General features: G+C 65.0%; 22 protein-coding genes and 3 tRNA genes. 11 read left to right on the plus strand and 14 right to left on the minus strand.

The genetic code is table 11. The features are described from left to right. Positions 1-118 precede the first annotated feature (118 nt). Positions 119-3640 (minus strand): chromosome segregation protein SMC, encoded by a 3522-nt coding sequence (gene smc, locus DOM33_RS06260; protein ID WP_110666810.1) that lies wholly within the window; start codon positions 3638-3640, stop codon positions 119-121. Between the two features lie 175 nt (positions 3641-3815). Between smc and DOM33_RS06265 the strand changes: the two genes are divergently transcribed. Then, on the plus strand, positions 3816-4289 hold the full coding sequence (locus tag DOM33_RS06265; RefSeq protein WP_110666812.1) for a LexA family protein: 474 nt from the start codon (positions 3816-3818) through the stop codon (positions 4287-4289). After that, positions 4289-4906, plus strand: a complete 618-nt coding sequence (locus DOM33_RS06270; protein WP_110666814.1) for an IMPACT family protein — start codon at positions 4289-4291, stop codon at positions 4904-4906. The genes DOM33_RS06265 and DOM33_RS06270 overlap by 1 nt, the downstream gene beginning before the upstream one ends. Positions 4907-4911: 5 nt before the next feature. On the opposite strand, the gene DOM33_RS06275 is transcribed toward DOM33_RS06270, so the two are convergent. Beyond that, the gene (locus tag DOM33_RS06275) at positions 4912-5574 is read right to left on the minus strand and encodes a GntR family transcriptional regulator (protein ID WP_110666816.1); all 663 of its coding nucleotides are present in this window, start codon (positions 5572-5574) and stop codon (positions 4912-4914) included. Positions 5575-5956: 382 nt separating this feature from the next. Here DOM33_RS06275 and DOM33_RS06280 point away from each other — a divergent pair, with 382 nt between their 5' ends. From DOM33_RS06280 to DOM33_RS06310, 7 genes are all read left to right on the plus strand, one after another. Continuing rightward, complete coding sequence (locus DOM33_RS06280; protein WP_204352639.1) at positions 5957-7516, plus strand: gamma-glutamyltransferase family protein; 1560 nt, start codon at positions 5957-5959, stop codon at positions 7514-7516. 3 nt (positions 7517-7519) lie between these two features. Continuing rightward, positions 7520-8104 carry a chromate transporter gene (locus DOM33_RS06285; RefSeq protein ID WP_110666820.1) on the plus strand — a complete coding sequence of 195 codons (585 nt, stop codon included), beginning with the start codon at positions 7520-7522 and terminating at the stop codon, positions 8102-8104. Beyond that, positions 8101-8631 (plus strand): chromate transporter, encoded by a 531-nt coding sequence (locus tag DOM33_RS06290; RefSeq protein WP_110666822.1) that lies wholly within the window; start codon positions 8101-8103, stop codon positions 8629-8631. The genes DOM33_RS06285 and DOM33_RS06290 overlap by 4 nt, the downstream gene beginning before the upstream one ends. Before the next feature lie 150 nt (positions 8632-8781). Further along, positions 8782-9783 carry a Bug family tripartite tricarboxylate transporter substrate binding protein gene (locus DOM33_RS06295; protein ID WP_110666824.1) on the plus strand — a complete coding sequence of 334 codons (1002 nt, stop codon included), beginning with the start codon at positions 8782-8784 and terminating at the stop codon, positions 9781-9783. Further along, positions 9780-10313 carry a tripartite tricarboxylate transporter TctB family protein gene (locus DOM33_RS06300; RefSeq protein WP_110666826.1) on the plus strand — a complete coding sequence of 178 codons (534 nt, stop codon included), beginning with the start codon at positions 9780-9782 and terminating at the stop codon, positions 10311-10313. The genes DOM33_RS06295 and DOM33_RS06300 overlap by 4 nt, the downstream gene beginning before the upstream one ends. Positions 10314-10352: 39 nt before the next feature. Then, a complete protein-coding gene (locus tag DOM33_RS06305; protein ID WP_239495275.1) occupies positions 10353-11852 on the plus strand; it encodes a tripartite tricarboxylate transporter permease in 1500 nt (499 codons plus the stop codon). A gap of 205 nt (positions 11853-12057) precedes the next feature. Continuing rightward, positions 12058-13026 carry a tRNA dihydrouridine synthase gene (locus tag DOM33_RS06310; RefSeq protein ID WP_110667589.1) on the plus strand — a complete coding sequence of 323 codons (969 nt, stop codon included), beginning with the start codon at positions 12058-12060 and terminating at the stop codon, positions 13024-13026. 259 nt (positions 13027-13285) lie between these two features. Here DOM33_RS06310 and DOM33_RS06315 read toward each other — a convergent pair. From DOM33_RS06315 to DOM33_RS06360, 10 genes are all read right to left on the minus strand, one after another. Next, a tRNA-Arg gene (locus DOM33_RS06315) sits at positions 13286-13362 on the minus strand. A gap of 66 nt (positions 13363-13428) precedes the next feature. Then, a tRNA-Arg gene (locus DOM33_RS06320) sits at positions 13429-13505 on the minus strand. A gap of 94 nt (positions 13506-13599) precedes the next feature. Then, positions 13600-13692: transfer RNA gene (locus DOM33_RS06325), tRNA-Ser, on the minus strand. Between the two features lie 205 nt (positions 13693-13897). Further along, positions 13898-14098, minus strand: coding sequence for a carbon storage regulator CsrA (gene csrA, locus DOM33_RS06330; RefSeq protein ID WP_110666830.1), 201 nt, complete (start codon positions 14096-14098; stop codon positions 13898-13900). A 232-nt stretch (positions 14099-14330) separates the two neighbouring features. Further along, positions 14331-15575: an aspartate kinase gene (locus DOM33_RS06335; RefSeq protein WP_110666832.1), complete on the minus strand. Its 1245-nt coding sequence runs from the start codon at positions 15573-15575 to the stop codon at positions 14331-14333. 59 nt (positions 15576-15634) lie between these two features. After that, positions 15635-18238 carry an alanine--tRNA ligase gene (alaS, locus tag DOM33_RS06340; RefSeq protein ID WP_110666834.1) on the minus strand — a complete coding sequence of 868 codons (2604 nt, stop codon included), beginning with the start codon at positions 18236-18238 and terminating at the stop codon, positions 15635-15637. 388 nt (positions 18239-18626) lie between these two features. Next, on the minus strand, positions 18627-19085 hold the full coding sequence (locus tag DOM33_RS06345; protein ID WP_110666836.1) for a regulatory protein RecX: 459 nt from the start codon (positions 19083-19085) through the stop codon (positions 18627-18629). Between the two features lie 29 nt (positions 19086-19114). Further along, positions 19115-20179, minus strand: a complete 1065-nt coding sequence (recA, locus tag DOM33_RS06350; protein ID WP_110666839.1) for a recombinase RecA — start codon at positions 20177-20179, stop codon at positions 19115-19117. A 280-nt stretch (positions 20180-20459) separates the two neighbouring features. Next, positions 20460-20990, minus strand: coding sequence for a CinA family protein (locus DOM33_RS06355; RefSeq protein ID WP_239495276.1), 531 nt, complete (start codon positions 20988-20990; stop codon positions 20460-20462). 80 nt (positions 20991-21070) lie between these two features. After that, positions 21071-21271, minus strand: coding sequence for a hypothetical protein (locus DOM33_RS06360; RefSeq protein ID WP_110666841.1), 201 nt, complete (start codon positions 21269-21271; stop codon positions 21071-21073). Between the two features lie 272 nt (positions 21272-21543). Between DOM33_RS06360 and mutS the strand changes: the two genes are divergently transcribed. Further along, the gene (gene mutS, locus DOM33_RS06365) at positions 21544-24126 is read left to right on the plus strand and encodes a DNA mismatch repair protein MutS (RefSeq protein WP_110666843.1); all 2583 of its coding nucleotides are present in this window, start codon (positions 21544-21546) and stop codon (positions 24124-24126) included. A gap of 13 nt (positions 24127-24139) precedes the next feature. On the opposite strand, the gene DOM33_RS06370 is transcribed toward mutS, so the two are convergent. Then, positions 24140-24592, minus strand: a complete 453-nt coding sequence (locus tag DOM33_RS06370; protein ID WP_110666845.1) for a DUF1203 domain-containing protein — start codon at positions 24590-24592, stop codon at positions 24140-24142. Positions 24593-24939: 347 nt separating this feature from the next. On the opposite strand from DOM33_RS06370, the gene fdxA reads away from it, so the two are divergent. Then, entirely contained in the window at positions 24940-25263 is a 324-nt protein-coding gene (fdxA, locus tag DOM33_RS06375; protein ID WP_110666847.1) for a ferredoxin FdxA, read from the plus strand. A 149-nt stretch (positions 25264-25412) separates the two neighbouring features. Here the strand turns inward: fdxA and eno are convergent, their stop codons facing one another. Continuing rightward, positions 25413-26705: a phosphopyruvate hydratase gene (gene eno / locus DOM33_RS06380; protein ID WP_110666849.1), complete on the minus strand. Its 1293-nt coding sequence runs from the start codon at positions 26703-26705 to the stop codon at positions 25413-25415. Between the last annotated feature and the right edge of the window lie 138 nt (positions 26706-26843).

Raw genomic sequence — 26843 nt, forward strand, 5'->3', positions numbered from 1 at the left:
CATCGCCCTTCAATTCTCCCGCATGGAAGGCAGTCTATTACGCGGTCGGACGGTTTGGCTATTTTCCGCAAACCGTCGCGGCGCGCGGAATGACTTTCGTGTGACGCTTTCCTGCTCGTCAGGCGGTCTCGGCCATCGACGCCGCCTCGTCCACGCCCACGGAGACCAGTCGAGACACACCGGGCTCCTGCATTGTCACGCCCATTAATCGCTCCGCCGCTTCCATGGCGATCTTGTTATGCGTGATGAATATGAACTGCACGCTCTCCGACATCTCTTTGACCAGCCTGGCATAGCGTCCGACATTGGCGTCATCCAGCGGGGCATCGACCTCATCGAGCATGCAGAACGGTGCCGGATTGAGCTGAAAGATGGCGAAGACCAGCGACAGTGCGGTCAGTGCCTTTTCGCCGCCGGAGAGCAGATGAATGGTGCTGTTTTTCTTGCCCGGCGGGCGCGCCATGATCGCCACCCCGGTCTCCAGCAAATCCTCGCCGGTCATCGTCAACCATGCGGCCCCGCCACCGAAGACTCGTGGAAAAAGTGCCCCCAGCCCGTCGTTGACTTGCTCGAAAGTCTGCTTGAAGCGACTACGTGTCTCCTGATCGATACGCTTGATCGCCCGCTCCAACGTCTCGATCGCCTCAGAGAGCTCGGCGTGCTGCCCCTCGAGGTAGTCACGTCGTTCCGACTGCTGGTCGTACTCCTCGATCGCCGCGAGGTTGATCGCCCCGAGTCGGCGAATGCGCTCGGCGGTCTCGTCGAGACGGGTCTGCCAGGCGGGTTCGGTGGCCGCCGGGTCGAGAGATTCGAGCAGCGCGTCGCGGTCGTGCTGCGCCTCATCGATCTGCGCGGCCTGAGCGTCGGCCTTGAGCGTGAGCGCCTGCACCTGCAGGCGCACCTCCTGAAGGCGCTCGCGCAGCTCGCCGAGCGTGCGTTCGTGATCCTGACGCTCGACTTCGGCCTGTCGCAGTGTCTCGCCGAGCGTATTGGCACGATCACGATACGACTCGAGGGTGCGTTCTTCGTGGCTGCGCTGATCGAGCAGCGATGCGAGCGTCTCGCGCTGTTCGTCATCGGGCTCGCTGAGCGCCTCTCGTTGACTCAGAAGCGTGTCACGGCGCTCGTCGAGCGCGGCAAGCTGCACCCGGCTGCGCTCGAGCTGCTGGGCAAGCTCGGCCTGCTGCGTCTCCAGACGCTGACGCTCCAGCCCCTGCGACTGCTGATCGGCCCGCGCCTGCTGCTGCTCCCGACGCAGCGTATCGAGCTGCTCCCGGGTCTCCTGGCGCGACGTATCCGCCGCGTCACGCTCGAGCGCCGCGGACTCGACGGCGCTCAAGGCCTGCTGCCAGCGCTCGCGGGCCGCTTCCCACTCGAGCCGAGTGCTCTCGAGCCTTTCGCGCCGCTCGGCCAGCTCGTCGTCGATCTCTGCCGCGCGCGCGGTACCGTGTTCGAGCCGCCCGTCGAGTGTCGCCAGCCGTGTCGCCGTCTGCTGACGCTCGCGTGCCAGCGCCGTCTCTTCCTCTCTCGACGCCTCCAGCGCCGCCTCACTCGTCGCAAGCGTCGACTGCGCCTCGCCGAGCGCGGTGTCGATCGTCTCGAGGCGCCCCTCGAGATGCTCGCGCCTTGTTTCGAGTGTCGCGCGCCGCTGACGCTGACGAACCACGCTGTCGCCGGCGGCATCGTCGCGCCCCAGACGGCGCGCCCAGCCGCGCGCGAGCCAGAGCCCGTCGGCGGTGATCACGCTCGCCCCCGGCGCAAGCCCATCGAGCCTGGCCCATGCCTCCTCTAGGGTCGCCGCACAATAGATAGTGTCGAGAAAGGCAGTGAGCGCGCCGGCACCCTCTACCTTGGCGGCGAGGGTAACCCGCGTTACCGGATCGTCGGAGTCGTGTCGCGCGCTTGCATTCGCCTCGACCACCGGCAGCTCACCGCTGAGCAGTCCCTCCAGCGGCGCGCGTGACTCGGCAAGCGTCCCCACGCGAGCGTGCAGCCAGGGAGCCAGCACCCAGGCGACCGTACGCTCCCACCCGGACTCGACCTCGAGGCGCTCTGCGAGCCGCGGCGCATGCAATAGCGAATGGCCTGCCAGATGGTCGGCGAGTCCCGCGTCGCTGTCGGTCAGCGCGGCGGCGATCAGGGCGTCGAGAGACGCGATCTCTCCCTGCAACCGGTGCTGCTCGGCGCTCCCCGCCTCCCGCTCGCGGCGACGTTCCTCGACCGCCTGGCGGGCGGTGTCGCGCTCGCTGCCATGCTGCTCGCGCCGATGTTCGAGAGTCTGCTGGCGAGCCTCCAGCGCGTCGAGCGAGGCGGCGAGGACGCCGCGCTCGTGGGTGAGTTCGCCAACGTCGGGCAGCTCGTCACGCTGACGACGGCGGCGTTCGATCTCGGCCTCGAGGTCGATGACCAGACGCTCCAGACGCTGAATCGCGGTCTGCTCCCGCTCGGCCGCGTAGCGGCTGTCGCGCTCTCGCTCGCTGGCCGTTTCCCACGTTCGCTGGCGCTGGCTCATCTCGGATTCGGCATCGGCGGCGCGACTCTCGAGCGCTTCGAGACGCTCCTCGGCGGCCGCCGCTTGCGGTGAGAGCGTCTCGAGGCGCGCCTCGATCTCGGCGCGGCGGCGTTCGTCCTCACTCATCAGTGCCGCGAGGGATTCATGCTCGCGGCGGACGGCGTCGAGGTCGCTGGCGAGCTGACGATCGCGCTGGCGTGCATGTTCGAGGGACTGTTCGAGCCGGGCGATCGCCGCGCCGGTTTCGTAGAAGCTCGCCTGGTGACGCTCGAGTTCACGGGCGACTTTTTCATGCGTCTCGCGTCCTTCGACCAGACGCGTCTCGCACGCCCGCAGGCTCAACGTCACCTGTTCGATACGGGTTTCGAGTTCGCCGACCCGCGCCGTCTCCTCGGCGAGCTGGCCACGAAGCGCACGCTCGCGCAGCAACGCGAGTTCGCCGCGCAGCCGGTGCATCTCGTCCTGCAGGCGCCGGTAGCGCCGGGCCGCCTCCGCCTGGCGCTTGAGACGTTCGAGCTGCTTGTCGAGCTCCTGGCGAATGTCGTCGAGGCGCTCCAGATTCTCCTGCGTTCGCCGCAAGCGATTCTCGGTCTCGCGGCGGCGCTCCTTGTACTTGGAGATGCCCGCGGCCTCTTCGAGCGTGCTGCGAAGCTCCTCCGGACGCGCCTCGACAAGGCGGGAGATCATGCCCTGACCGATGATGGCGTAGGAGCGCGGCCCGAGGCCGGTACCCAGGAAGATGTCGGCGATGTCGCGTCGCCGGCACTTCTGACCGTTGAGGTAGTAGCCGGATTGGCCGTCGCGCGTCACCTGACGCTTGACCGCGATCTCGGCGTAGCTGGCATAAGCGCCGCCCATGCCCCCGTCGCGGTTGTCGAAAGTGAGTTCGATGGCGGCCTGGCCGACCGGCGCGCGGCCGGTGGAGCCGTTGAAGATGACGTCGGCCATCGACTCACCGCGTAGCGTCTTGGCAGAGGACTCCCCCATGACCCAGCGCACGGCGTCGATGACGTTGGACTTGCCGCACCCGTTGGGGCCGACGATGGCGGTCATGTTGCCGTCGAAGGGGACGGTAACGGGGTCGACGAACGATTTGAAGCCGGCAAGTTTGATCGATTTGAGGCGCATGCCGCCGGTCGGTCTCCTGATTCACGATAGCCGTTCGAGCGGTGTGACCTCGCTCGCCGGCAAGCCTACGGCACGCATCCGGCGATAGCCAGCCGCCGCGCGGCTCGGGGATTAGAGGTGGCTTGTCCGTCCCGTCGACCTTGCTATGATGGGCGCCACCTGTCGGGAGAAAACGATGAACAACCGTGCACCGAGCTATCTGCAACGCCACCCCAACCTGCCGCTGATGGAGGGCGATTGGGAAACCATCGATGCCACCGACCTGGTGGACATCCCGCTGCTCGGCCAGGTCGCGGCGGGGCTACCGATGGAGGCGTGTCTCGACGACGCCACGGTGCAGGTGCCCGCGCGCCTGGTGCGGCGCAACACCTACGCGCTGCGCGTGCGCGGCGATTCGATGATCGATAGCCACATCTTCGACGGCGACATCATCATCATCGAGCGCTATGAGTCCGCCGAGAACGGCGAGACGGCGGTCATTCTCATCAACAATCAGGAAGTGACCCTGAAGAAGCTCTTCATCGAGAAGACCGGCGTGCGTCTGCAGCCGGCCAACGACACCATGCCGCCGATCTACCTCAAGAACGAGGACGTCCAGGTACTGGGGCTCGTCATGGGTGTGATGCGCCACCCTTCGCAAGCGGCCTGATGCGCTACTTTGTCCCGGCGCTCGCCCCAGACGAGATCCACACCCACACCCTCGAGATCGAAAAGAGTCGCTTCATTACCTGGATCGGCCACGTCGCCACACCGGCGGATTTCGAGCGTCTGCTGGCCAACGCGCGAACACATTACCCTGACGCCAGCCATCACTGCAGCGCCTTCATCGCCGGGGCGCCGCGCGAGCAGGTCACCATCGGTTTCTCAGACGACGGCGAACCCGGCGGCACTGCCGGGCGCCCGATGTTCCAGGCGCTGGAGGGCAGCGGTCTCGGACGCATCGGGGTCGTGGTCACGCGCTATTTCGGCGGTATCAAGCTGGGCACCGGCGGACTGGTCCGCGCCTATACCCAGGCCGTCGTTCAGGCGCTCGACACCCTGCCCCGCGCCAGCCATACCGAACGTCGCAAGCGTCGCATCCGCGTCGGCTTCAGCCAGGAGGCGGAGACGCGTCACTGGCTCGCCGAGCACGAGATTCCGGTCGACGGCGTCGACTATTCGAGCGACGGCGTCGTACTCACTCTCGGCTGGCCCGACGACGACAGCGTTTCGATGGACGCACTCGAGCAGCGCCTGCGCGGCGGGCTCACGCCACTCGAGTCATGATCGCTTCACCCCTCTTCGCAGGCGCCGCGCGCCACTTCGTAGGAGAGCTGGATGTGCTCGTGGATGAGCGTCCGCGCCGCCTCGGTGCGGCGTGAAAGCGAAAGTTCCACTAGCTCGCCGTGCTGGGCATCCAGCGTTTCCCGCAGCCCGGGAAGGGTCGGCGCCATGCGCCGATAGCGGTCGAACTGATCGTGAAGCTGCTCGATGAATCGCAGTAGCCACCGCGATGTGCACGGTTCGAGCAGGCGACGATGGAACTGCAGATGCATGAGCTCCCAGTGTTCCAGCGCCTCGGCGTGCTCGTCGGCCCGCTTGAGCCGGTGAAACGCTGCCAGCAGCTCGGCCTCCCAGTGGGCATCGCCATTGGCCAGCGCCTCGCTCAGCGCCTGCCCTTCGAAACGCTGACGTAACGTCACGATATCGTCGAGTTCGGTGCGGGTGAGCGCCGGCACTCGGAAACCTCGCTGATTCTCCTGCGTCAGCAGGCCGTAGGCGGCCAGTCGATTGAGCGCCTCGCGCAGCGGACTCAGGCCTACCTGGTAGTGCTCCTTGAGCGACTTGATCGCGAGTTTTTCGCCCGCCGTGAATCGCCCCTGAATGAGGTCGCGTTTGAGCGCCGTGTAAATCTGGCTGGCGGCGGTGAGCCCTGCGGGTTCTCGTTGGGGCATGAACGCCTCTTGTCGTCGATGTCGACTCGGCCTGTGCTGACAAAGCGCCCGGCGGGGAGTCACACCATGATCGCTGGGAACTCGATGCCGCACGGCGAGTCGTTTCTCCAATAGTGCCGAATTCGACCGGCGGTGCGAATCCCCATTGAGACGCGAACGCGGCTTGACCATCCGCGGAATACGACGTCATAGTAAAAATCGATTTTTCGACGCCCTCGGCCAGTCGATCGCCCATCGGCCCATAACAATCGAGAACGCCCGCATGACGACCGCTTCCGACCGCACCGCTACGCGGGGCGATACCGCGCCCTTCGACTCGCTGCGCTTTTCCGACGACAATCCTTACGCTTCACGGCGCAGTGCCACCTATTCACAACGGGGCATGGTTGCCGCCTCCCAGCCTCAGGCGAGCGAGGCCGGTCGGGACATTCTGGCCCAGGGCGGTAACGCCGTGGATGCCGCCATTGCCACGGCCGCCGTGCTCAGCGTGGTCGAGCCGACGGGCAACGGCATCGGCGGTGATGCCTTCGCCCTCGTGTGGCTCGCTGACGGTACCGGCAGCGGCAAGCTCCACGGCCTCAATGCCAGCGGCCACGCGCCGGCCGGCCTGACGCCGGAGGCGGTCAAGACCGCCGGCTTCGACGAGATGCCGCTGCACGGCTGGACACCGGTCACGGTACCCGGCACGCCGGCCGCCTGGGCCGAGCTCTCCCGTAGCCATGGCAAGCTCGATTTCGCCAAGCTGCTCGCCCCGGCCATCCGCATCGCCCGGGAAGGCTTTCCGGTATCGCCGGTGATCGCCAAGCTCTGGGCCCGCGGCGAGCGCCAGTTTCGCGCGGCAGCCACCGATCCCGCCGTGGCTCCCTGGCTCGAGGCTTTCGCCCCGCGGGGGCGCGCTCCCCGCGCCGGCGAAATCCATCGCAACGAGGCGCAGGCGCGGACCCTCGAGTCCCTGGCGGCCTCTCACTGCGAGAGTTTCTACCGTGGCGAGCTGGCCGAGAAGATCGATGCCTTTTCCCGGGAAACCGGCGGCTATCTGCGGGCGACGGATCTCGCCGGCTATCAGCCGGAATGGGTCGAGCCGATCTCGGTGAACTATCGCGGCGTCGATGTCTGGGAGATTCCGCCCAACGGTCAGGGCATGGTCGCGCTGATGGCACTGCGGCTGATGGAGGGCTTCGACCCGGCGGTGCGCGACGACCCCGAACTGCTACATCGCCAGATCGAGGCGATGAAACTCGCCTACACCGATGGCCACCACCACATTACCGACAGCGCCCACATGCGCACGAGCGTCGAATCCCTGCTCAGCGATGCCTACGCCGAGACGCGTCGTGCGCTGATCAAGCCGACCGCGATCGACCCCGAGCCCGGCGAGCCGCAGGCGGGCGGCACGGTCTATCTCGCCACGGCGGACGCCGACGGCAACATGGTCTCCTACATCCAGAGCAACTATCACGGCTTCGGCTCCGGCGTGGTGGTGCCGGAGACCGGCATCTCGCTGCAGAATCGCGGCCACGGCTTCAGCCTCGACCCTGGCCACGTCAACACGCTCGCGCCGGGCAAGCGTACCTTTCACACCATCATTCCGGGTTTTCTGACCCAGGGCGATACGCCCCTTGGCCCTTTCGGCGTGATGGGCGGATTCATGCAGCCTCAGGGGCACATGCAGGTGGTGATGAATCTGGTCGACTACGCGCTCAACCCGCAGGCGGCGCTGGACGCCCCGCGCTGGCAGTGGATGGGTGGGCGCAAGGTAGGCATCGAGCCGGGCTATCCGCTCCATCTGATCCGTGACATGGCCGAACGCGGCCACGAGGTGACGATGGCGATCGACACCACAGCCTACGGCCGTGGCCAAGTGATCCTCCGCGACCCCCAGTCCGGGGTCTACTGCGGCGGCACCGAACCGCGCACCGATGCTGCGATCGCGGTCCTCTGAGCCATGAAGACTCAGTGGCAGCTCTTCGTGGCCTTTCTGCGCATCGGCCTGCTCGGTTTCGGCGGCGGCCCGTCGATGATCCCGCTGGTTCGCGCCGAGGCGGTGGCCCGTTACGCATGGATGAACGATGACGAGTTCGGCGACGTGCTCGCCATCGGCAATACGCTCCCCGGCCCCATCGCCACCAAGATGGCCGGCTACATCGGCTATCGCGTCGGTGGCGTGTTCGGCTGCATCAACGCCATCGTTGCCGTGGTGCTGCCGTGCGTTCTGGCGATGGTCGCGCTGCTGGGGCTTTTCACCCGCTACCGCGATCAGCGCTGGATCCAGGGCATGAGCGAGGGCGTGATTCCGGTGGTGATGGTGATGATGGCCCAGTTGACCTGGGACTTCTTCGCCAAGTCCCGGGTTGCCCTCGGCTGGCTGGTGACGTTGATCATGGGCGTGATCGCCGGGGGACTCATCTACTGGCTGGATATCCATCCGGGGCTGGTGATCGGCGCCATTCTGATCGCGGCGCTGCTGCGCCCGTCGCGGGACAGGACCTCCAGCAAGACGCCCGATGCGCTCGAGGAAGGCAAGCAATGATCTACTGGGAGATATTCCTCGCCTTTTTCATTCCCAACATCGTCGGCTACGGTGGCGGACCGGCGATCATTCCGCTGGTGGAGAACGAAGTCGTCGGCCGATACGGCTGGATGACCTCGCAACAGTTCGCCGAAACCCTGGCGCTCGGCAACACGCTACCGAGTCCCATCGCCACCAAGATGGCCGGCTATATCGGATATGAAGTCGGGGGGATCGGCGGCGGCGTGATCGCGACTTTCGCTACGGTTGCGCCGTCGCTGCTGCTCATGCTGATCGCCCTCGGCACGCTCTATCGCTACCGCGATTCGATCAAGGTCAAGTCGATGAGCCAGTGGGTGCGTCCGGTGATCATGGTGTTGATGGCCTATCTCACTTGGTCGTTCTTCGACGAGGGGGTCGAGAGCGCGGGCCTGATCCACGTGTTGATCATCGGCGCGGCCGCCACGCTGATGCTGTGGAAGCTCAAGCTGCACCCGGTCTGGGCGGTGGCCATGGGGCTGGGATATGGCGCGCTGCTGCTCGGCTGAGCGCGTCGCAACTCGCAACTCGCAACTCGCAACTCGCAACTCGCAACTCGCAACTCGCAACTCGCAACTCGCAACTCGCAACTCGCAGAATTCTACGACAACAACTCGCAAGTCAGTCGACGTTTTCCAACACCAATAAAGGACGAATCGATGCTGGACTACAACGCTCTCAAGGCCGTCATTCAGGGCACCACTCGCCATCTGACCGGCACCGCATGCGTACTCGGCCTGGCGCTCGGCTCGGGGGCCTTCGCCACCGCCGCGACGGCCGCCGACTACCCGGATCAAGCCATCGAATTCATCGTGCCGTGGTCCCCGGGCGGCGGCAGCGATGCACTGATGCGCATCATCTCCAACGCCGCCGACGAGCACATCGGCCAGCCGATGCCGGTGATCAACATGCCCGGCGTGAGCGGCACGGTAGGGCTTGCCGAACTCGCCGAACGAGAACCGGACGGCTACACACTCGGCCAGATCCACGAGGGGCTGATGGCGGCCAACGCGACGGGCCTGACCCAACTCAATTGGGACGACTTCACGCCCATCGCCTCGCTGGCGTCGTCGCCGCAGTACCTGACCGTCAACGCCGACAGTGATTGGGAGACATTCGAGGAGTTCGCCGAGTATGCCGAATCTCACCCGGACGAAATTCGCATCGGTACCACCCTCGGCGGTATTCCGCACGTCCACTCGGCGATGATCGAGGACGCGATCGGCGCGCAGTTTCGCTATGTCGGCTTCGAGGGGACCGGGGCCCGAATCCGCGCGCTCGTCGGCGGCCACATCGACGCTTCCATCGGCGATGTCTCCTCGAGCCTCGAATTCGTCAAGAACGGGGATCTGCGGTTTCTCGCCGTGGGCACCCAGGAGCGCGTCGAGCGCACGCCGGACGTGCCGACGTTCACGGAGCTCGGCTATGACGATCTCAACCTGACCATCAATCGCGGCATCATCGCGCCAAAGGGCATCGACGACGCCAAGGTCGAGACCCTCGCCGAAGGCTTCGAGGCGATGTCCGAAGACCCGGCCTTCGTCGAACGCGTCAATCGGGTCGGCGCCGAGGTCGACTTCATGGGTCCCGACGCGTACGCGGATTATCTGGGCGACGTCGACGCCACCGTGAAGCGCCTCTCCAGCAAGCTGGCACGATGACGGCCCCGACGCCAACGGCCTCCGGCGAGACGCCGGTGGGCGAGGGTGCCCGTGGACAGGCACTCGCCAATGCGATTCTCAACGCCACGCTCGCGGCGCTCTTCGTGGCGCTGTTCGTGCAGGCCGATTCGCTCCCCTCCTCGATGTGGGAGCCACTGGGCTCGGGATCGTTTCCGCGTCTGGTGCTCGCAGCGCTGGTGGTTTTCAACCTGTCGATCCTGACGCAGTCGTTACTGACTCTGCGCCGCCCCGACTGCAAGGCCGGGGCGGGGGCGGCGGCCTGGTTCGTTCAGCGACGTCTGGCGTTCGCGACCCTGGCCGCCTTCGCGCTCTACGCGCTTTCGATGCCGTGGCTCGGCTTTCCGCTCGCTTCGCTGCTTTTTCTGGCGGGCGTGCAGTGGACGCTGGGCGCGCGTCGCGGTCGGCGGCTCGCCATCGCGCTCATCGTCGCCGCGGTCTTCAGCCTGGGACTCTACTGGCTCTTCGGTGAGGTCTTTCGTATTTCGCTACCCGCCGGCAGGCTCTGGTAGCCGAGCTCTCTTCAGCACTCCGCAACGAGACACCGCGCCATGCCAATGACAACTGCGCTGCTTTCGAGTCTGGATCAACTCTTCACGCTGGCGACGCTGCTCAGCATGATGATCGGCGTGGTGGCCGGCGTGATCGCCGCCGCCATTCCGGGTTTCACCGTCACCATGGCGATCGTGCTGACGCTCCCGGTGACCTTCACCATGCCGCCCCTGCAGGGCGTGGCGACGATGCTCGCCGTCTACGTGGGTGGCTGCTCCGGGGGGCTGATCAGCGCGGCGCTACTGGGTATCCCGGGTACGCCGTCGTCGGTGGCGACGACCTTCGACGCCTATCCGATGGCGCGCCGCGGCGAACCCGGCCGAGCGCTCGCGCTGGGGATCTGGGCGTCGTTCTTCGGCGCGCTGATCAGTGCCCTGGTGCTCATCGTGGCGGCACCGCCGCTGGCAATGATTGCCGTCAAACTCGGTCCCTGGGAGTATTTCTCGCTGATCCTCTTCGCCGTCACCGTGGTGGCGAGCCTGGTCGGCAAGTCCGTACTAAAGGGGCTGATGATGAGCCTGCTCGGCCTATTCATCGCCACCATCGGTCAGGATCCGATGATGGGCGTCCCTCGCTTCACCTTCGGGCTCGATCTGCTCGCCTCGGGGCTGCCGTTTCTGGTGGTGCTCATAGGTATCTTCGCGGTCAGCCAGCTGGCCGGTGAGGTGGAGAATCCCGCCGAACTCCAGCAGAACAAGGCGCTGATTCAGGGCCGGATTCGCTTCGAGCCGTTCAAGGTGCTGCGCGAGGTATTGAGTCGACCCGGCAACCTGCTGCGCTCATCGCTGGTCGGCGTGGTGATCGGCGCGGTGCCCGGCGCTGGCGGTAGCATCGCCAATCTGATCGCCTACGATCAGGCCAAGCGCGCCTCCAAGACGCCGGAGCGATTCGGCACCGGCATCGCCGACGGCGTGGTCGCGTCGGAGTCCGGCAACTCGGCGACCTCCGGCGGCGGGCTGATTCCGATGATCGCCCTCGGCATCCCGGGCAGCGCCGTGGATGCGGTGCTCATGGCGGCACTCATGGTTCAGGGGATCAGCGTCGGCCCCCGCCTGATCATGGACAACGCCGATCTGGCTTACGGCATTTTCCTGGCGATGTTCCTCGCCTCTGCCATGGTGCTGGTGTTCTGTCTGCTCAGCATGCGCTGGTTTCTGCGTATCACCGAGATACCGAAATCGATCATCGTGCCGGTGGTACTGATCTGCTGCGCGGTGGGGGCGCTTGCGCTCAACAACCGGGTCACCGATCTCTACCTGCTCATCGGTATTGGGCTGATGGGTTATCTGCTGGCAAAGCTGGACTACCCGCTCGCGCCGCTGGTACTCGGCGTGATTCTCGGCCCGATCGCCGAGACCAATCTGCGCCGCGCGCTGATGGCCAACGAGGACTGGACGCTCTTTCTGACGCGCCCCATTTCGCTGGCACTGCTGGTTCTCGCCGTGCTCTCCGTTGCGTTCACGGTGCGGCGAGCGCTCCGGCAGCGCGGCACCGAATGACCGCCCTACGAGTGCATTGGGCTTTCGCCACCGAGAACCCGTCACGGCGTCAGGCGCTCGTGTAGCGCCTGGCATTGCGTAGGTCGGTGGCTGTGCTAGCGTAGCGGCCCACTTCTCGACGCGAGTGCTCCGTAACGCAATGGCTCAGCATGCTCTGCACTTCTCCTCTTCCCCTCGCGGCGCCGGTCGGCTTGGCCTGGCGCCGATGGAGGGGGTGATCGATGCCGATACCCGCGACCTGCTCAGCGCCGACGGCGCGCTTGACTGGTGTGTGACGGAGTTCGTGCGTGTGGTGGATGCCAAACTGCCGCCGCGGGTCTTTCTGCGCCACTGCCCCGAACTCGCCACCGCCGGCCCGAATGGGCCGACGACGCCGTCGAATACGCCCGTCACGCTGCAGCTGCTCGGCTCGGATCCGGCGGCGTTGGCCGCCAACGCCGAGCAGGCGATCGCGCTGGGCGCGACACGGCTCGATATCAATTTCGGCTGCCCCGCCAAACTGGTGAACCGGCATGACGGCGGCGCCTCGCTGCTGCGAACGCCGACGCGCGTCAAAACAGTCGTCGCCGCTGTGGTCGAGGCTGCTGCCCCCCGCGGCGTGGCGGTAAACGCCAAGCTCAGGCTCGGCTTCGACGATCGCCGGGTGGCGCTGGCCTGTGCTCTCGCCGCCGAGTCGGGCGGTGCCGAAGAGCTCGTGGTCCACGCGCGCACGCGACGCGACGGCTATCGTCCGCCGGCGCACTGGGAGTGGGTGGGCAAGATTCGGGCTGCCGTGGACGTGCCGGTGGTGGTCAACGGCGATATCTGGACGCTGGAAGAGTACTGGAAGGCGTGCACGCTCTCCGGCTGCCGGGATGTCATGCTCGGCCGCGGCATGCTGGCCGATCCGTGGCTCGCCCGGCGTATCCGTCATTGGCAGCACAGCGGCGAGCGGCTCGCCGCGACCCCCTGGTCGGCGCGCAGCGACGTGCTCTGCCGCTATGCCATGCGCAAACGAGAAGACGGAATGCCGGAGAAGGTAGTCGTGTCGCTACTCAAACAGTGGCTGAACCACATGCGAGCTCGAGATGCCGAGGCTGCCATACGGTTTCGGGCGCTACGCCGTGAGACTTCGATGCCGGCGTTTCTCGACGGTCTGACAGCACGGCACCTCGAAGCATCCGAGACGCATTGATCGGTGGTTTCGTGACCCGCGCAGAGGCGCCCTCGCCGACTGGCGCCTGAACGTCAATTTAAGGACGGCAGGCTTCATCGGGCTGCGCATGCGTCGAGCACTCGCGTCGTTCAACGAGGCCACCGCCTCTCGGACAGCCACCTTCAACGCCATGGCCATGCCAGGGCAAGCCAGAGGCGTCCGGAACGACCCGGTGGGCGAGACGTAAATGATGCACACACAAAAACACCCGCACGCTAGCGTGCGGGTGTCATTGATGTGGCGCGCCCGGGAGGATTCGAACCTCCGACCCCCTGATTCGTAGTCAGGTACTCTATCCAGCTGAGCTACGGGCGCTTGAAACCTTGATGACGATCGAAGCTCTGACAGCAAATGACGTCAATTTTTACCGCTTTCAATCTGTGGCGCGCCCGGGAGGATTCGAACCTCCGACCCCCTGATTCGTAGTCAGGTACTCTATCCAGCTGAGCTACGGGCGCTGATCACAAATTGTCTGGTCTTAAGCGCCATCTCAGAAGACGAACAACTTCAAGCGTTAAGCCCTTGCGCTGATGTCATCGCTTAAAACGATGTTGGCGGAGAGGGAGGGATTCGAACCCTCGATGAGGCTATAAACCCCATACTCCCTTAGCAGGGGAGCGCCTTCAGCCGCTCGGCCACCTCTCCCTCATCAACACGGCGCATAGGTTACCGATTTTATTAGGCTTTGTCCAGAAGGCGCCTAAACTTTTTTACGTCTCTCTCGACGAGGGTAGCGAGCTGCAGTTTGAGAACGGGAAACGGGAAAGCTAGGAAGGCTGACTACTAGAACCCGAGCCGATAAAGGGACGACTTCACCAGCTCAGGCGGTTCCAGACTCACGCATGGCAATCTAGACGTCCGGACCGCCGTCATCGTCGTCTTCCGATTTCTCGCGCTGAATGCGCTGATAGATCTCTTCACGATGAACAGACACATCCTTCGGCGCGTTGACGCCAATGCGCACCTGGTTCCCTTTCACTCCCAGAACCGTGACGGTGATTTCGTCGCCGATCATGAGAGTCTCTCCCACGCGGCGGGTCAGGATGAGCATTGTCTGATCTCCTTCTCAGGCCTTCTTCCATTCTCGGGTGTGCTCTCGGGCCGCTCGCAGCAATCGGACCTATCGCCCGAGCGGGGCGATTATGCGTCATACAGACCGACAGGCCAATCACGTCGTTGCCAACGGCCTAAGGGCGTCATTGAAAAAAGCGTTCGAGTCCCTTCACTTCTTTCAATTCCCCTAAGCGTAGAACGCCTGAGACATTCTTGAAGGTGTTATTGGGTTATTCGCTCTGAATGCTGTCTTTATCGAGGCCAAAAGCGGTATGCAGTGCGCGCACGGCGAGTTCCATGGCCTTTTCGTCGATCACCACCGAGATCTTGATCTCCGAGGTGGAGACCATTCGGATGTTGATGTTCTCTTCGGCGAGCACGCGGAACATCTTGGAGGCGACCCCTGCGTGGGAGCGCATGCCCACCCCGACCAGCGACACCTTGGCGATGTTGTCGTCACCACGCAGCTCGCCGCCACCGAGTGCCGGTATGACGTCGTTCTGGAGGATTCGCATGGTCTGCTTGTAGTCGTTCTTGGCGACGGTGAAGGTGAAGTCGGTGTAGTCCCCGGTGGGCGCGACGTTCTGCACGATCATGTCGACTTCGATGTTGGCATCCGCGATGGCGCCGAGAATGCGCGACGCGACACCGGGCACGTCCGGCGTGTTCAGGAGCGTCAGCTTCGCTTCGTTGGCCGTGAAGGCGATGCCGGAGATGAGCGGTTCTTCCATGGATTCAATTTCCTCGTCTGCAACGATGAGTGTGCCGGGCCCTTCCTCGAAACTCGACAGCACGCGCAGGGGCACGTTGTACTTTCCGGCGAACTCGACGGCTCGGATCTGCAATACCTTCGAGCCAAGGCTCGCAAGCTCGAGCATCTCTTCGACGGTGATGCGAGACAGTCGCTGCGCCTTGGAGCAGACCCGGGGGTCGGTGGTATAGACGCCGTCGACGTCGGTATAGATCTGGCATTCATCGGCACTGAGCGCCGCCGCCAGCGCCACGCCCGTGGTATCCGAACCGCCACGGCCGAGAGTGGTGATGTTGCCTTCGTCGTCGACGCCCTGGAACCCCGCGACCACGACCACCTGCCCTTCGTCCAGATCCTCTTTCAGATCGTCGGTTTCGATGCGCTGGATGCGTGCCTTGGTGTGAGCGCTGTCGGTGCGAATGCCGATCTGGGCGCCGGTGTAGGAGGTCGCCGGCACGCCCAGCTGATGCAGCGCCATGGCCAGTAGCGAGATCGTGACCTGCTCACCGGTCGAGACGAGCATGTCCATCTCGCGCGGTGTGGGGTCCTCGTTGATCTGACTCGCCAGACCGATCAGCCGGTTGGTCTCACCGCTCATCGCCGAGACGACGACCACGACCTGGTGGCCTGCGTCGCGATCGCGCTTGACCTTCTCCGCCACCGCCTTGATCCGTTCGACCGAGCCGACGGAGGTACCACCGAATTTTTGTACGTAAAGCGCCATGAGTCTCTCTATCGCTCCCTAGCGTTGACGGCCGCCACCCCGGTAGCGGCCCGGTGCATTCAGCCTAGTCGATCCGCAATCCAGGCGGGTACGCTCTCGAGCGCCTGCTCCAGGCGGCTGGGGTCGCTACCGCCGGCCTGCGCCATGTCCGCGCGTCCACCACCCTTGCCGCCAACCTGGCCGGCCACGTGATTGACCAGTTCGCCAGCCTTTATAGAGCCGGTGAGGTCGTCGGTCACGCCAGCGATGAGACTGACCTTGCCTTCCTGCGCGGTGGCGAGTACCAGCACGCCGGAGCCGAGCTTCGATTTCAGCTGATCGTGCAGACCTCGTAATTCCTTGCCGGAGACGCCCTCGACCTGAGTGGCGAGCACCCGCACGCCGGCGACGTCCTGGGCGCGATCGAGCAGATCGTTGCCGGCGGCATTCGCGAGCTTGGCCTTGAGTCGCTCGAGCTCTTTCTCCAGCGTGCGCTGACGCTCGAGCAGCGAATCCAGGCGCTCTACCACCTGCTCGGGCTTGGCCTTGAGCCGTTCACCGATCGCATGAATCTGACGCTCCTGCCCCTGGAACCAGGCAAGCGCCCCGTCGCCGGTCACCGCTTCGATACGCCGAACGCCGGAGGCGGTGCCCGACTCCGCGACGATATGAAACACGCCGATGTCGCCGGTGCGCGCAATGTGCGTGCCGCCGCAGAGCTCGATGGAGAAGTCGTCGGCGCCGATGGTGAGCACGCGGACGCTGTCGGCGTACTTGGCTTCGAACAGCGCCTGAGCGCCCTTCGCCTTGGCTTCGTCGAGGGTCATCTGTTCGGTGACCGTCGGCGCATTGGCAAGAATCTGCGCGTTGACGATGCGTTCGATCTCGGCGAGCTGCTCCGGGGTCACTGCTTCGAAGTGGCTGAAGTCGAAGCGAAGACGCTCGGCGCTGACCAGCGACCCCTTCTGCTGGACGTGCTCGCCGAGGGTACGCCGCAACGCCTCGTGAAGCAGATGGGTGGCGGAGTGGTTGCGCATCGTCGCCTGACGCAGCGAAGCGTCGACTTTCGGCGCGACCCGCTCGCCCACTTCGAGGCGCCCACGGATGAGCACGCCCTCGTGCAGGTGATGGCCGGCCTGCTTGCGCGTATCGCCGACCTGGAAACGTCCGGCGTCGGTGTCGAGGTAGCCCGAATCGCCCACTTGCCCGCCGGACTCGCCGTAGAACGGCGTGCGATCGAGCACGACGACCCCGCGCTGCCCTTCCTCCAGCGCCTCGAGCTCGCGCCCCTCGGCATCGACGATCGCCACGACGGTGGCGCTGTCTTCGAGCCGGTCGTAGCCGGTGAACTCGGTGGTACCGTCGAGCGACAGCGCCGCGGTGTAGTCGCCGCCGAACTGGCTGGCGGCACGGGCGCGCTGACGCTGTGCTTCCAGTTCGCGCTCGAAGCCGGCCTCGTCGAGCGTTACGCCGCGCTCGCGGCAGACATCAGCGGTCAGGTCATACGGGAAACCGTAAGTGTCGTAGAGCTTGAAGACCGTCTCGCCGGAGAGAACGTCACCGTCGAGTGCCTCCAAGGCATTTTCGAGCAGGCCCATACCGTGATCCAGCGTACGGGCGAACTGCTGCTCCTCTTTCAACAGGATCTGCTCGATGCGCTCGCGAGACTGACGAAGTTCCGGATAGGCCTCACCCATTTCTGCGTCGAGGGCGGCGACCAGACGGTGGAAGAACGGCTCGTTGGCGCCGAGCTTGTGACCGTGACGCACGGCGCGACGGATGATCCGGCGCAGCACGTAGCCGCGCCCCTCGTTGGAGGGCATGACCCCGTCGACGATGAGGAAGGCACACGAGCGAATGTGGTCGGCGATGACGCGCAGCGACGGCGTGGCGGTATCGTCGTGGCCGGTGAGCTCGGCCGCCGCCAGCAGTAGATTGTGGAAGAGGTCGATCTCGTAGTTCGAGTGCACGCCCTGCATCACTGCCGCCATACGCTCCAGGCCCATGCCGGTATCGATGGAGGGCTTGGGCAGCGGCGTCATGGTGCCGCTGGCATCGCGATCGAACTGCATGAAGACGAGGTTCCACACCTCGATGTAGCGGTCGCCGTCCTCTTCCGGCGTTCCGGGCGGGCCGCCCCACACCTCGGGGCCATGATCGTAGAAGATCTCGGAGCTCGGCCCGCAGGGACCGGTGTCCCCCATCTGCCAGAAGTTGTCCTCTTCGAGTCGCGACATCCGCGTCGGGTCGACGCCGATCTCGTCGGTCCAGATCGAGGCGGCCTCGTCGTCGCTGACGTGAACCGTCACCCAGAGCCGCTCGCGCGGAATCGCCAGTACCTCGGTAATGAAGGTCCAGGCGAAACGGATGGCATCCGCCTTGAAGTAGTCGCCGAAGCTGAAGTTGCCCATCATCTCGAAGAAGGTGTGATGGCGCGCGGTGTAGCCGACGTTGTCGAGGTCGTTGTGCTTGCCGCCGGCGCGTACGCAGCGCTGCGCGGAGGTGGCTCGCACGTAGGGTCGCGGGTCGCGTCCGAGGAAGACATCCTTGAACGGCACCATGCCGGCGTTGGTAAAGAGTAGCGTCGGGTCGTTTTCCGGTACCAGAGAGGCGGAAGGCACGATGGTGTGTCCGCGCTCCTCGAAGTAGCTCAGAAAGGCCTGTCTGATATCTGCACTTTTCATGAAGGAATCCGTGGCGATGAGCGCATCCACGGCGGCAAGCGGACCACGTGGTGACGCAGGAAAACGCGTCGACCCCAACGGCCGACACAAAGCGCATTAGTATAACGTGGTCGCCTGTCCGTCTGTCGAGTGCAGGTCTGGGTGCCGCCAATCGTCACGTTCCGACACGATCTTGCGAGCGGTGCACCGGTTCGCACTGCCGGTTCGGCGGCGTCGAGAAGAACGGTCGAGGGTTTGAAAAGCCGAACTCAGCACGACACCAGCGCGGGTGGCCGAAGTCGAGGGTGGCGAAGCGCTCGCCTAGGGTGATCGAAAGAAGCCGTGAGGCGGGAAAGCCGGAGACGCCAACTGGAGCGCGCGAGTGCAGCGAAAAGCGAACTCAACGCGCTCAGAGGTCGTCCCAGGCGTGCTGCATGGCGTGGCGCACCTGATCGAATTCGAACCCGCGGCCGGCGAGAAATCGCTCTCGCTTGGCACGCTCACGGGGTAGTGAGCCCGGCTCGTCGAAGCGCTTGGCGAGCGCCTGCGCGGCGAGCGCGTGCCAATCCGGCGCCTCGGCTTCGAAGGCCAGTGCGGTGAGCGCGTCGTCGATGCCGCGCTGTCGAATGTCGGCGCGAATGCGATTGGGCCCTTGCCCGCGCACGAGTCGCGAACGCACGAAGACCTCGGCAAAACGCGCATCCGACTGCAAGCCGTCCTCGGCCAACGTATCCAGCGCCGGGTAGATCGCCTCCTCGGCGACCCCCTTCGACTGCAGGCGCTGAACGAGTTCGGCCCGGGAGTATTCTCGCCGGGCCAAGTACTGAATCGCCATGTCTCGCGGCGACGTTTCAGGGGTATCGGTCATCACACGATCACTGACGGGTTGCGATCAGATCAGATCAGAGCGTCGCTGTCGTCTTCGGCAGAAGCGGTCTCTTCGGCCTTCTCTTCCCCCTTGACCACCGGTGTGGCAAGCAGCTGCGCCCGAATCTGATCCTCGATCTCCTTCATGATCTCGGGATGCTCTTCGAGATACTGAGCGGCGTTGGCCTTGCCCTGGCCGATCTTGCTGCCCTTGTAGCTGTACCAGGCGCCCGCCTTGTCGATCAGGCTGCACTGAACGCCAAGATCGATGACCTCGCCGGCATGGTAGATGCCCTTGCCGTAGAGGATCTGGAACTCGGACTGCCGAAACGGCGGCGCCACCTTGTTCTTGACCACCTTGACGCGGGTCTCGTTGCCGGTGACCTCGTCACCCTGCTTGACCGAGCCGATGCGGCGAATGTCGAGGCGTACGCTGGAGTAGAACTTGAGCGCATTACCGCCAGTCGTGGTTTCGGGGCTGCCGAACATCACGCCGATCTTCATGCGAATCTGGTTGATGAACACCACCATGCAGTTGGCGTTCTTGATGTTGCCGGTGATCTTGCGCAGCGCCTGAGACATGAGGCGGGCCTGCAGGCCGACGTGGGAGTCACCCATTTCGCCTTCGATCTCGGCACGCGGCGTCAGTGCCGCCACGGAGTCGATGATGATCACGTCGACGCCACCGGAGCGAACCAGCATGTCGCAGATCTCCAGCGCCTGCTCGCCGGTGTCCGGCTGCGAGACCAGCAGCTCGTCGAGATCGACACCCAGCTTTTCGGCGTAGCTCGGGTCGAGGGCGTGCTCCGCGTCGACGAAGGCGCAGGTCTTGCCATCCTTCTGCGCCTGAGCGATGACCGAAAGCGTCAACGTCGTCTTGCCCGAAGATTCCGGCCCGAAGATTTCGACCACACGGCCGAACGGCAGTCCTCCCACGCCGAGGGCGATGTCCAGCCCCAGCGACCCCGTGGATACCACCGGTATCGCGGTACGCGGGGTATCACCCAGACGCATCACGGTACCCTTGCCGAATTGGCGGTCGATCTGTGACAAAGCCGCGTTGAGAGCCTTGCTGCGGTTTTCGTCCTTTGCCATGAAGGTCTCCTAAGAGTGCACTGAGTGAGAGCGCCGGGGTGGCGGTGTCCGTCACGCGAGACGGCCGAACCGGTTGCGAGCCCTGGGTTTCGAATACTGGATTTCGAATACTAAGTTTCGAACAGTAAGCTTCGAAGTTTCGAATACTGTATGGCTACCCAGTATTATGGCGAAAAAATGCCGGCGAGACTATCCCCGTGCCGGCTATTTTAGCTGAGCCGGGCCAAGCTCGAGATCCCGTTTGTCTATCCGGCGAGCTCCGCGCTGCCTGGCATTCGTTTTACCACGGCGTGGCCGCCAGCCAGTCGACCAGACCGGCTAGCGCCACCATTACGGCCTGCTCGCGTACCGCGGCTCGATCACCGTCGAAGCGGTAACAGTGCGCGCACTGCGCCTGATCGTCGCCCCAGGCGATCCAGACGGTACCCACCGGTTTGTCGGCACTACCGCCACCCGGGCCCGCGACGCCGCTGATGGCGACGCCGAGCGCCGCGCCACTGTCGCGACACGCCCCGGCGACCATTTCGCAAACGGTCCGTTCGCTCACTGCCCCATACGTCGCAAGCGTCGTCTCCCGTACCCCGAGCAGGCGAGTCTTGGCGGCGTTGGCGTAGGTGACGTAGCCGGTTTCGAAATAGGCCGAGCTACCGGCAACTGCGGTAATGGCCGATGCCACGCCGCCCCCCGTGCAGGACTCGGCGGCGGTAATCTGGACACCGGCGGCGAGACAGCGCTCGGCCAGCGTGCGCGTCAGCGAATCCTGGGTACGGTCGATATCGATGGGAGCAACGAATGCAGCGGGCATGGGCATGACAGCGGGTGCGCTCGAGACGGATTTCGATATCCAGTATGGAAGGCGCCGCGTATTTCTCAACCCGGACGCTTGCGACCTCAGTCCTTCGGGTCGGGGGAAGATGCCGACCCCGGAGAGGGCGGCGAGTGTCGGGCCGCCTCCTCCGCTGCCAGCTGGGCGACCGCAATCTCGAGCAGAATCACCGCGAGTTCACTGACGTTGACGTTGCGACGATCCGCGGCGAGCACTAGCTGGCGGTAGGCCGATTCACTGAGGTGGTTGAGCACCAGCCGGGCCATGAACGATTCCTCGATGCCGATTTCACCTACTGTAACGGCTTCGTCGCGATCGCCCCGGCTGAAATCACTAGACCCGCACGCATGAAGCGCCTGAACGGCACGTACCGAACGGCCTGTCGGATGTCGACGCGATGGCTGCGTGGTACCCTTGCCGCTTCCCCAATTCGCCGGGATCGAGGAGCGCCATTACCAGCGCCAGCGCTGCGTCTTTCGTGCATCATCCTCGCTCCCGCCTCGCCTGCCAAGCTACCCACGGAGCGAAGCGACACGCCATGCAGGACGCGGCCGCCAGCAAGTCTTCCCAGCACACGCCGATGATGGCGCAGTTTCTCAAGATCAAGCGCGAACATCCCGACGTGCTGCTCTTCTATCGCATGGGCGATTTCTATGAGCTCTTCTTCGACGACGCCAAGCGTGCCGCCAAGCTGCTCGACATCACCCTGACCGCCCGCGGCCAGTCCGCCGGGACGCCAATTCCCATGGCCGGCGTGCCCTACCATAGCGCCGAGAACTATCTCGCGCGGCTGGTGAAGTCGGGTGAGTCGGTGGCGATCTGCGAACAGATCGGCGACCCGGCGACCTCCAAGGGGCCGGTGGAGCGCCGCGTCGTGCGTATCGTCACTCCCGGCACGCTGCATGACGAAGCCCTGCTCGACGAGCGCCGCGACAACCTGTTGATTGCGCTGCATCGCCATGGCGAGCGCTGGGGCATCGCCGGGCTCGAGCTCTCCAGCGGGCGCTTCAACGTGCTGGAAGTGGATACCGAGGCCGACCTGATGGCCGAGATCCACCGTCTGCAGCCCGCCGAGGTGCTCGCCGCCGAGAGCCTCAGCCTGCCCATCGCTCTCGCCGAGCGTAGCGGCCTGCGTCGCCAGAGCGACTGGCATTTCGATCTCGAGACCGCCCAGCGGCTGCTGTGCGATCAGTTCGGCGTCGCCGACCTGCGCGGCTTCGGCTGCACGCATCTCGAGACCGCCATCGTCGCCGCCGGCGTACTGATCGACTACGCTCGCGACACCCAGCGCTCGCGCCTGCCCCACGTCACGGCGCTCGGTGTCGAGAGCCGCGACGACGCCGTGGTGATCGATGCCGCCAGCCGCCGCAACCTCGAGATCGACATCAACCTCGGCGGCACTAGCGACAACACCCTGGCGAGCGTACTCGACGTCAGCGTTACGCCGATGGGCTCGCGCCTGCTCAAACGCTGGCTGAACCGTCCGCTGCGCGACCACGCCCAGATCGGCGCGCGGCAGGCCGCCGTGCAGCTGCTGATGGAAAACGACGACCACGCGCTGCTGCGCGAATCGCTGAACGTCGTCGGCGACGTCGAGCGCATCCTCGCCCGCGTCGCGCTGCGCAGCGCCCGCCCGCGGGATCTCGCGCGGCTGCGCGACGCCCTGGCGGTACTGCCGACGCTTCAGAACGACCTGGCGCGGATCGAAGGTGCCAGCGCCCTGGATGATCTGGCACGCCACGTCGAGCCCTACCCCGAACTCGCCGACACGCTTGCCCGCGCGATCGTCGACAATCCTCCTGTCGTCCTGCGCGACGGCGGCGTGGTGAAAGAGGGCTTCGACGACGAGCTCGACGAGTATCGCGGCCTCGCCGAGCACGCCGGCGACTACCTGGTCCAGCTCGAGACGCGGGAGCGCGAGCGCACTGGCCTTGCCGGGCTCAAGGTCGGCTACAACCGGGTCCACGGTTATTTCATCGAAATTCCCCGGGCGCAGGCGCGCGAGGTCCCGGCGGACTACATTCGTCGCCAGACGCTGAAGAACGCCGAGCGCTTCATCATTCCCGAACTCAAGGAGTTCGAAGACAAGGCGCTCTCCGCCAAGTCACGCGCCCTGGCGCGGGAGAAGCTGCTCTACGAAAGCCTGATCGACACGCTCAACGCCGAACTCGACGCGCTACAAGCCACCGGTCGCGCCCTCGCTGCCCTCGACGTGCTGTGCGCCTTCGCCGAACGCGCCCAGGCGCTGGACTTCGTGCGCCCCGAGCTTCTCGACATGCCGGGCATCCGCATTCTCGGCGGGCGGCATCCGGTGGTCGAACACGTCAGCCAGCACCCCTTCGTGCCCAATGACCTGGTCCTCGACGATGACTGCCGCATGCTGGTGATCACCGGCCCCAACATGGGGGGTAAGTCGACCTACATGCGTCAGGCGGCACTGATCGCGCTGATGGCGCACACCGGCGCCTTCGTTCCCGCCGAACGGGTCGAGATCGGCCCCATCGACCGCATCTTCACCCGAATCGGTTCCAGCGACGATCTCGCCGGCGGTCGCTCCACCTTCATGGTGGAGATGACCGAAACCGCCAGCATCCTTCACAACGCCACCGCCGAGAGCCTGGTGCTGATGGACGAGATCGGCCGCGGCACCAGCACTTTCGACGGCCTGTCGCTGGCCTGGGCCAGCGCCGAGCATCTCGCGGCGCAGCGTGCGTTCACCCTCTTTGCGACCCACTACTTCGAGATGACGGCGCTTGCCGATCACGAGAAGCGGGTCGCCAACGTCCACCTCACCGCCGCCGAGCACGGCGACGGCATCGTCTTCATGCACCGGGTGGAAGAGGGTCCTGCGAGTCAGAGCTACGGCCTGCAGGTCGCCCAGCTCGCCGGCGTGCCGCAAAACGTGATTGCCCGGGCGCGCGAGAAACTCTCGAGCCTCGAGCAGCCGACAGCGACGCTGGAGGCGCGGCCGAGCGCGACCCAGGCGCCGCAGCAGACGGATCTTTTCGCTGCCACCCCGCACCCGGCGCTGGAAACGCTGGAGACGCTCGACGTCGACTCGCTCACGCCGCGGGCGGCGCTGGATCTGCTCTACCGCCTCAAGGAGATGGACGCCCGATAGGTCAAACGCGCCGTCACTCCCGCTCGACGCGGCAGGCGAAGCAGCCGGGCGCGGCGTAGTGAACGTGCAGGTAGTCGATGCGCTCGTCCTCGAGCAGGGTCTCGATCGCCGTCTCGACGTCACTGCCGTGGCTGAGCGTCGCGGCGATCAGAAAGCCGGTGACGTCGTAGGCTCTCAGCGCCAGTGCGCGTTTGGCCAGCGACGGCGGCACCTCGCCATGCCGGTAGACGCCGCGGGTCGCGCCCTCTGCGATGAAGATCGGCCCGCCGGCGCGGTAGGGTGAAGCCACCGCATGATGCCGAAAATGCACCAGCCAGACCGGACTCCCCGGCTCGGCATCGTTCAGCGTCGCTCGACAGGGCAGGTTCGCCTCCGGCGTCACAGTGACGCGTGTCGCGAGACCGCGACCCGCGAGATGATCGAAATCGATCGATTGCGCATCGAGCCCGACGAAACGAAAGGACATGAGCACGCCTTCTTCTTGAGTAGTCGATGAAGAGTCTGCGCTCGCCGTACGCGGATTTCCGGCCGTTTCCGGCAACCGAGCTATAACACCATAGCGAGACGTTCCCTCGCCCGGCTTGCCGCTATTGGCGCGCCACGCCTAGAATATGTCGCCATTGTTGGACCCCGGCGGCGCCGCGATGCGCGGTGACTATCAAAGAGACACGGAGAGTGAGCCGAGGATGGGCAGTAGCCCGGCGCCCCGGCTCGCTCTTATCATCACTACACTCCGCCGATGACCGTACCGCGACGCGCCCGGACGAGACGTGCTAGACCCAGCCGCTCGGCCCCGTAAAGGAGAGAAGATCCATGACGTTCGTCGTCACCGAAAACTGCATCAAGTGCAAATACACCGACTGCGTCGAAGTCTGCCCGGTCGACTGTTTCTACGAGGGACCCAACTTCCTCGTCATCCATCCGGACGAGTGCATCGACTGCGCGCTCTGCGAGCCGGAGTGTCCCCCCGAAGCGATCTTCTCCGAGGACGAGCTCCCGGACGGCCAGCAGCACTTCATCGAATTGAACGCCGAGCTCTCCGAGGTGTGGCCGAACATCACCGAGCAGAAGGATCCGCCCGAGGATGCCAAGGAGTGGGACGGCAAGTCCGGCAAGATCGAACTGCTCGAACGCTGATTGGCTATTACGCAAATCGGACGCTTGCTGCTAAAGAACGCAAGAAGGCCGCTCGATGAGCGGCCTTCTTCGTCTGCGTCGACTTCTCTATCGATCGACTATCCCAGGGGTCGACTATTCCAGCGATCGGTTTGCCGCTCGACCGGCGATTACTGCCCCTTGATCGCAGTGCGCCCGGGATAGGCCGCCTTACCGCCCAGCTCGTCTTCAATCACCAGCAACCGGTTGTACTTGGCGACGCGATCGGAGCGGCAGAGCGAGCCGGTCTTGATCTGGCCCGCGGAGGTACCCACGGCGAGATCGGCGATGGTGGTGTCCTCGGTCTCGCCGGAACGGTGCGAGATGACCGCGGTGAAGCCGGCATCGTGGGCCATCTTGATCGCATCCAAGGTCTCGGAGAGCGAGCCGATCTGGTTGAACTTGATTAGGATGGAGTTGCCGATCTTCTCGTCGATACCCCGCTTGAGAATCCGCGTGTTGGTGACGAAGAGATCGTCGCCGACCAGCTGTACCTTGTCGCCGATCTTGTCGGTCAGCGCCTTCCAGCCTGCCCAGTCGGACTCGTCCATGCCGTCTTCGACCGAGACGATCGGATACTGATCGCAAAGATCGGCGAGGTAGTCGGTGAAGCCCGCCGCGTCGTACTGCTTGCCTTCGCCGGCGAGGTCGTAGACGCCGTCCTTGTAGAACTCGCTGGAGGCACAGTCGAGCGCCAGGGTGACATCCTTGCCCAGGGTGTAGCCGGCGTCGTCCACCGCCTGCTTGATCACCGCCAGCGCCTCGGCGTTGGAGGAGAGGTTGGGCGCGAAGCCGCCTTCGTCGCCGACCGACGTCGAAAGCCCCTTGGCCGAGAGCACCTTCTTCAGGGCATGAAAGATCTCGGCACCGGTGCGCAGCGCTTCGCGGAAGTTCGGCGCGCCGACGGGCTGGATCATGAACTCCTGAATGTCGACGTTGTTGTCCGCATGCTCGCCGCCATTGAGGATGTTCATCATCGGCACCGGCATCAGGTACTGGCCCGGCTGACCGTAGAGTTCGGCGATGTGCGCATAGAGCGGCACGCCCTTGGCGATGGCGGCGGCCTTGGCGGCAGCCAGCGAAACGGCGAGGATCGCGTTGGCACCCAGGTTCGCCTTGTTGTCGCTACCGTCGAGGGCGAGCATGGCGTCATCCAGCGCACGCTGATCGCTGGCGTCCATTCCCATGAGCTGATCGCGGATCTGGCCGTTGACCGCCTCGACCGCCTTGAGCACACCCTTGCCCAGATAGCGCGACTTGTCGCCGTCGCGCAGCTCCAGCGCTTCCCGCGAGCCGGTCGAGGCGCCGCTCGGGGCACACGCGCTGGCCTCGATCCCGCCGGCCAGCGTCACCTTGGCCTGCACTGTCGGATTGCCTCGGGAATCGAGCACTTCGAGGCCACGAATATCTACGATCTCAGCCATGTCACATCGTCCTGTCAGAGGGTCACTCAACGCCGTAGCGGGGTCACGCCCGGCATGTCGCAGCCCGGACGTTCGGCGAGCCGGGCCCGGGTGCAGAATCGCGATACTGTCGAAAGGGTTCGAGCTTAGCCAATCGGC

The sequence above is a fragment of the Salinicola halophilus genome, from assembly GCF_003206155.1.
GTDB lineage: Bacteria > Pseudomonadota > Gammaproteobacteria > Pseudomonadales > Halomonadaceae > Salinicola > Salinicola halophilus.

What these genes read in the sequence shown, in the direction of transcription:
- DOM33_RS06275 (WP_110666816.1), bottom strand. Translation starts at nt 5,574, where the DNA reads ATGCCCCAACGAGAACCCGCAGGGCTCACCGCCGCCAGCCAGATTTAC.
- DOM33_RS06310 (WP_110667589.1), top strand. Translation starts at nt 12,058, where the DNA reads ATGGAGGGGGTGATCGATGCCGATACCCGCGACCTGCTCAGCGCCGAC.
- eno (WP_110666849.1), bottom strand. Translation starts at nt 26,705, where the DNA reads ATGGCTGAGATCGTAGATATTCGTGGCCTCGAAGTGCTCGATTCCCGA.
- DOM33_RS06270 (WP_110666814.1), top strand. Translation starts at nt 4,289, where the DNA reads ATGCGCTACTTTGTCCCGGCGCTCGCCCCAGACGAGATCCACACCCAC.
- mutS (WP_110666843.1), top strand. Translation starts at nt 21,544, where the DNA reads ATGCAGGACGCGGCCGCCAGCAAGTCTTCCCAGCACACGCCGATGATG.
- DOM33_RS06370 (WP_110666845.1), bottom strand. Translation starts at nt 24,592, where the DNA reads ATGTCCTTTCGTTTCGTCGGGCTCGATGCGCAATCGATCGATTTCGAT.
- smc (WP_110666810.1), bottom strand. Translation starts at nt 3,640, where the DNA reads ATGCGCCTCAAATCGATCAAACTTGCCGGCTTCAAATCGTTCGTCGAC.
- alaS (WP_110666834.1), bottom strand. Translation starts at nt 18,238, where the DNA reads ATGAAAAGTGCAGATATCAGACAGGCCTTTCTGAGCTACTTCGAGGAG.
- DOM33_RS06305 (WP_239495275.1), top strand. Translation starts at nt 10,353, where the DNA reads ATGCCAATGACAACTGCGCTGCTTTCGAGTCTGGATCAACTCTTCACG.
- fdxA (WP_110666847.1), top strand. Translation starts at nt 24,940, where the DNA reads ATGACGTTCGTCGTCACCGAAAACTGCATCAAGTGCAAATACACCGAC.
- DOM33_RS06300 (WP_110666826.1), top strand. Translation starts at nt 9,780, where the DNA reads ATGACGGCCCCGACGCCAACGGCCTCCGGCGAGACGCCGGTGGGCGAG.
- DOM33_RS06280 (WP_204352639.1), top strand. Translation starts at nt 5,957, where the DNA reads ATGGTTGCCGCCTCCCAGCCTCAGGCGAGCGAGGCCGGTCGGGACATT.
- DOM33_RS06335 (WP_110666832.1), bottom strand. Translation starts at nt 15,575, where the DNA reads ATGGCGCTTTACGTACAAAAATTCGGTGGTACCTCCGTCGGCTCGGTC.
- DOM33_RS06295 (WP_110666824.1), top strand. Translation starts at nt 8,782, where the DNA reads ATGCTGGACTACAACGCTCTCAAGGCCGTCATTCAGGGCACCACTCGC.
- csrA (WP_110666830.1), bottom strand. Translation starts at nt 14,098, where the DNA reads ATGCTCATCCTGACCCGCCGCGTGGGAGAGACTCTCATGATCGGCGAC.
- DOM33_RS06285 (WP_110666820.1), top strand. Translation starts at nt 7,520, where the DNA reads ATGAAGACTCAGTGGCAGCTCTTCGTGGCCTTTCTGCGCATCGGCCTG.
- DOM33_RS06360 (WP_110666841.1), bottom strand. Translation starts at nt 21,271, where the DNA reads ATGGCCCGGCTGGTGCTCAACCACCTCAGTGAATCGGCCTACCGCCAG.
- DOM33_RS06345 (WP_110666836.1), bottom strand. Translation starts at nt 19,085, where the DNA reads ATGACCGATACCCCTGAAACGTCGCCGCGAGACATGGCGATTCAGTAC.
- DOM33_RS06265 (WP_110666812.1), top strand. Translation starts at nt 3,816, where the DNA reads ATGAACAACCGTGCACCGAGCTATCTGCAACGCCACCCCAACCTGCCG.
- DOM33_RS06355 (WP_239495276.1), bottom strand. Translation starts at nt 20,990, where the DNA reads ATGCCCATGCCCGCTGCATTCGTTGCTCCCATCGATATCGACCGTACC.
- recA (WP_110666839.1), bottom strand. Translation starts at nt 20,179, where the DNA reads ATGGCAAAGGACGAAAACCGCAGCAAGGCTCTCAACGCGGCTTTGTCA.
- DOM33_RS06290 (WP_110666822.1), top strand. Translation starts at nt 8,101, where the DNA reads ATGATCTACTGGGAGATATTCCTCGCCTTTTTCATTCCCAACATCGTC.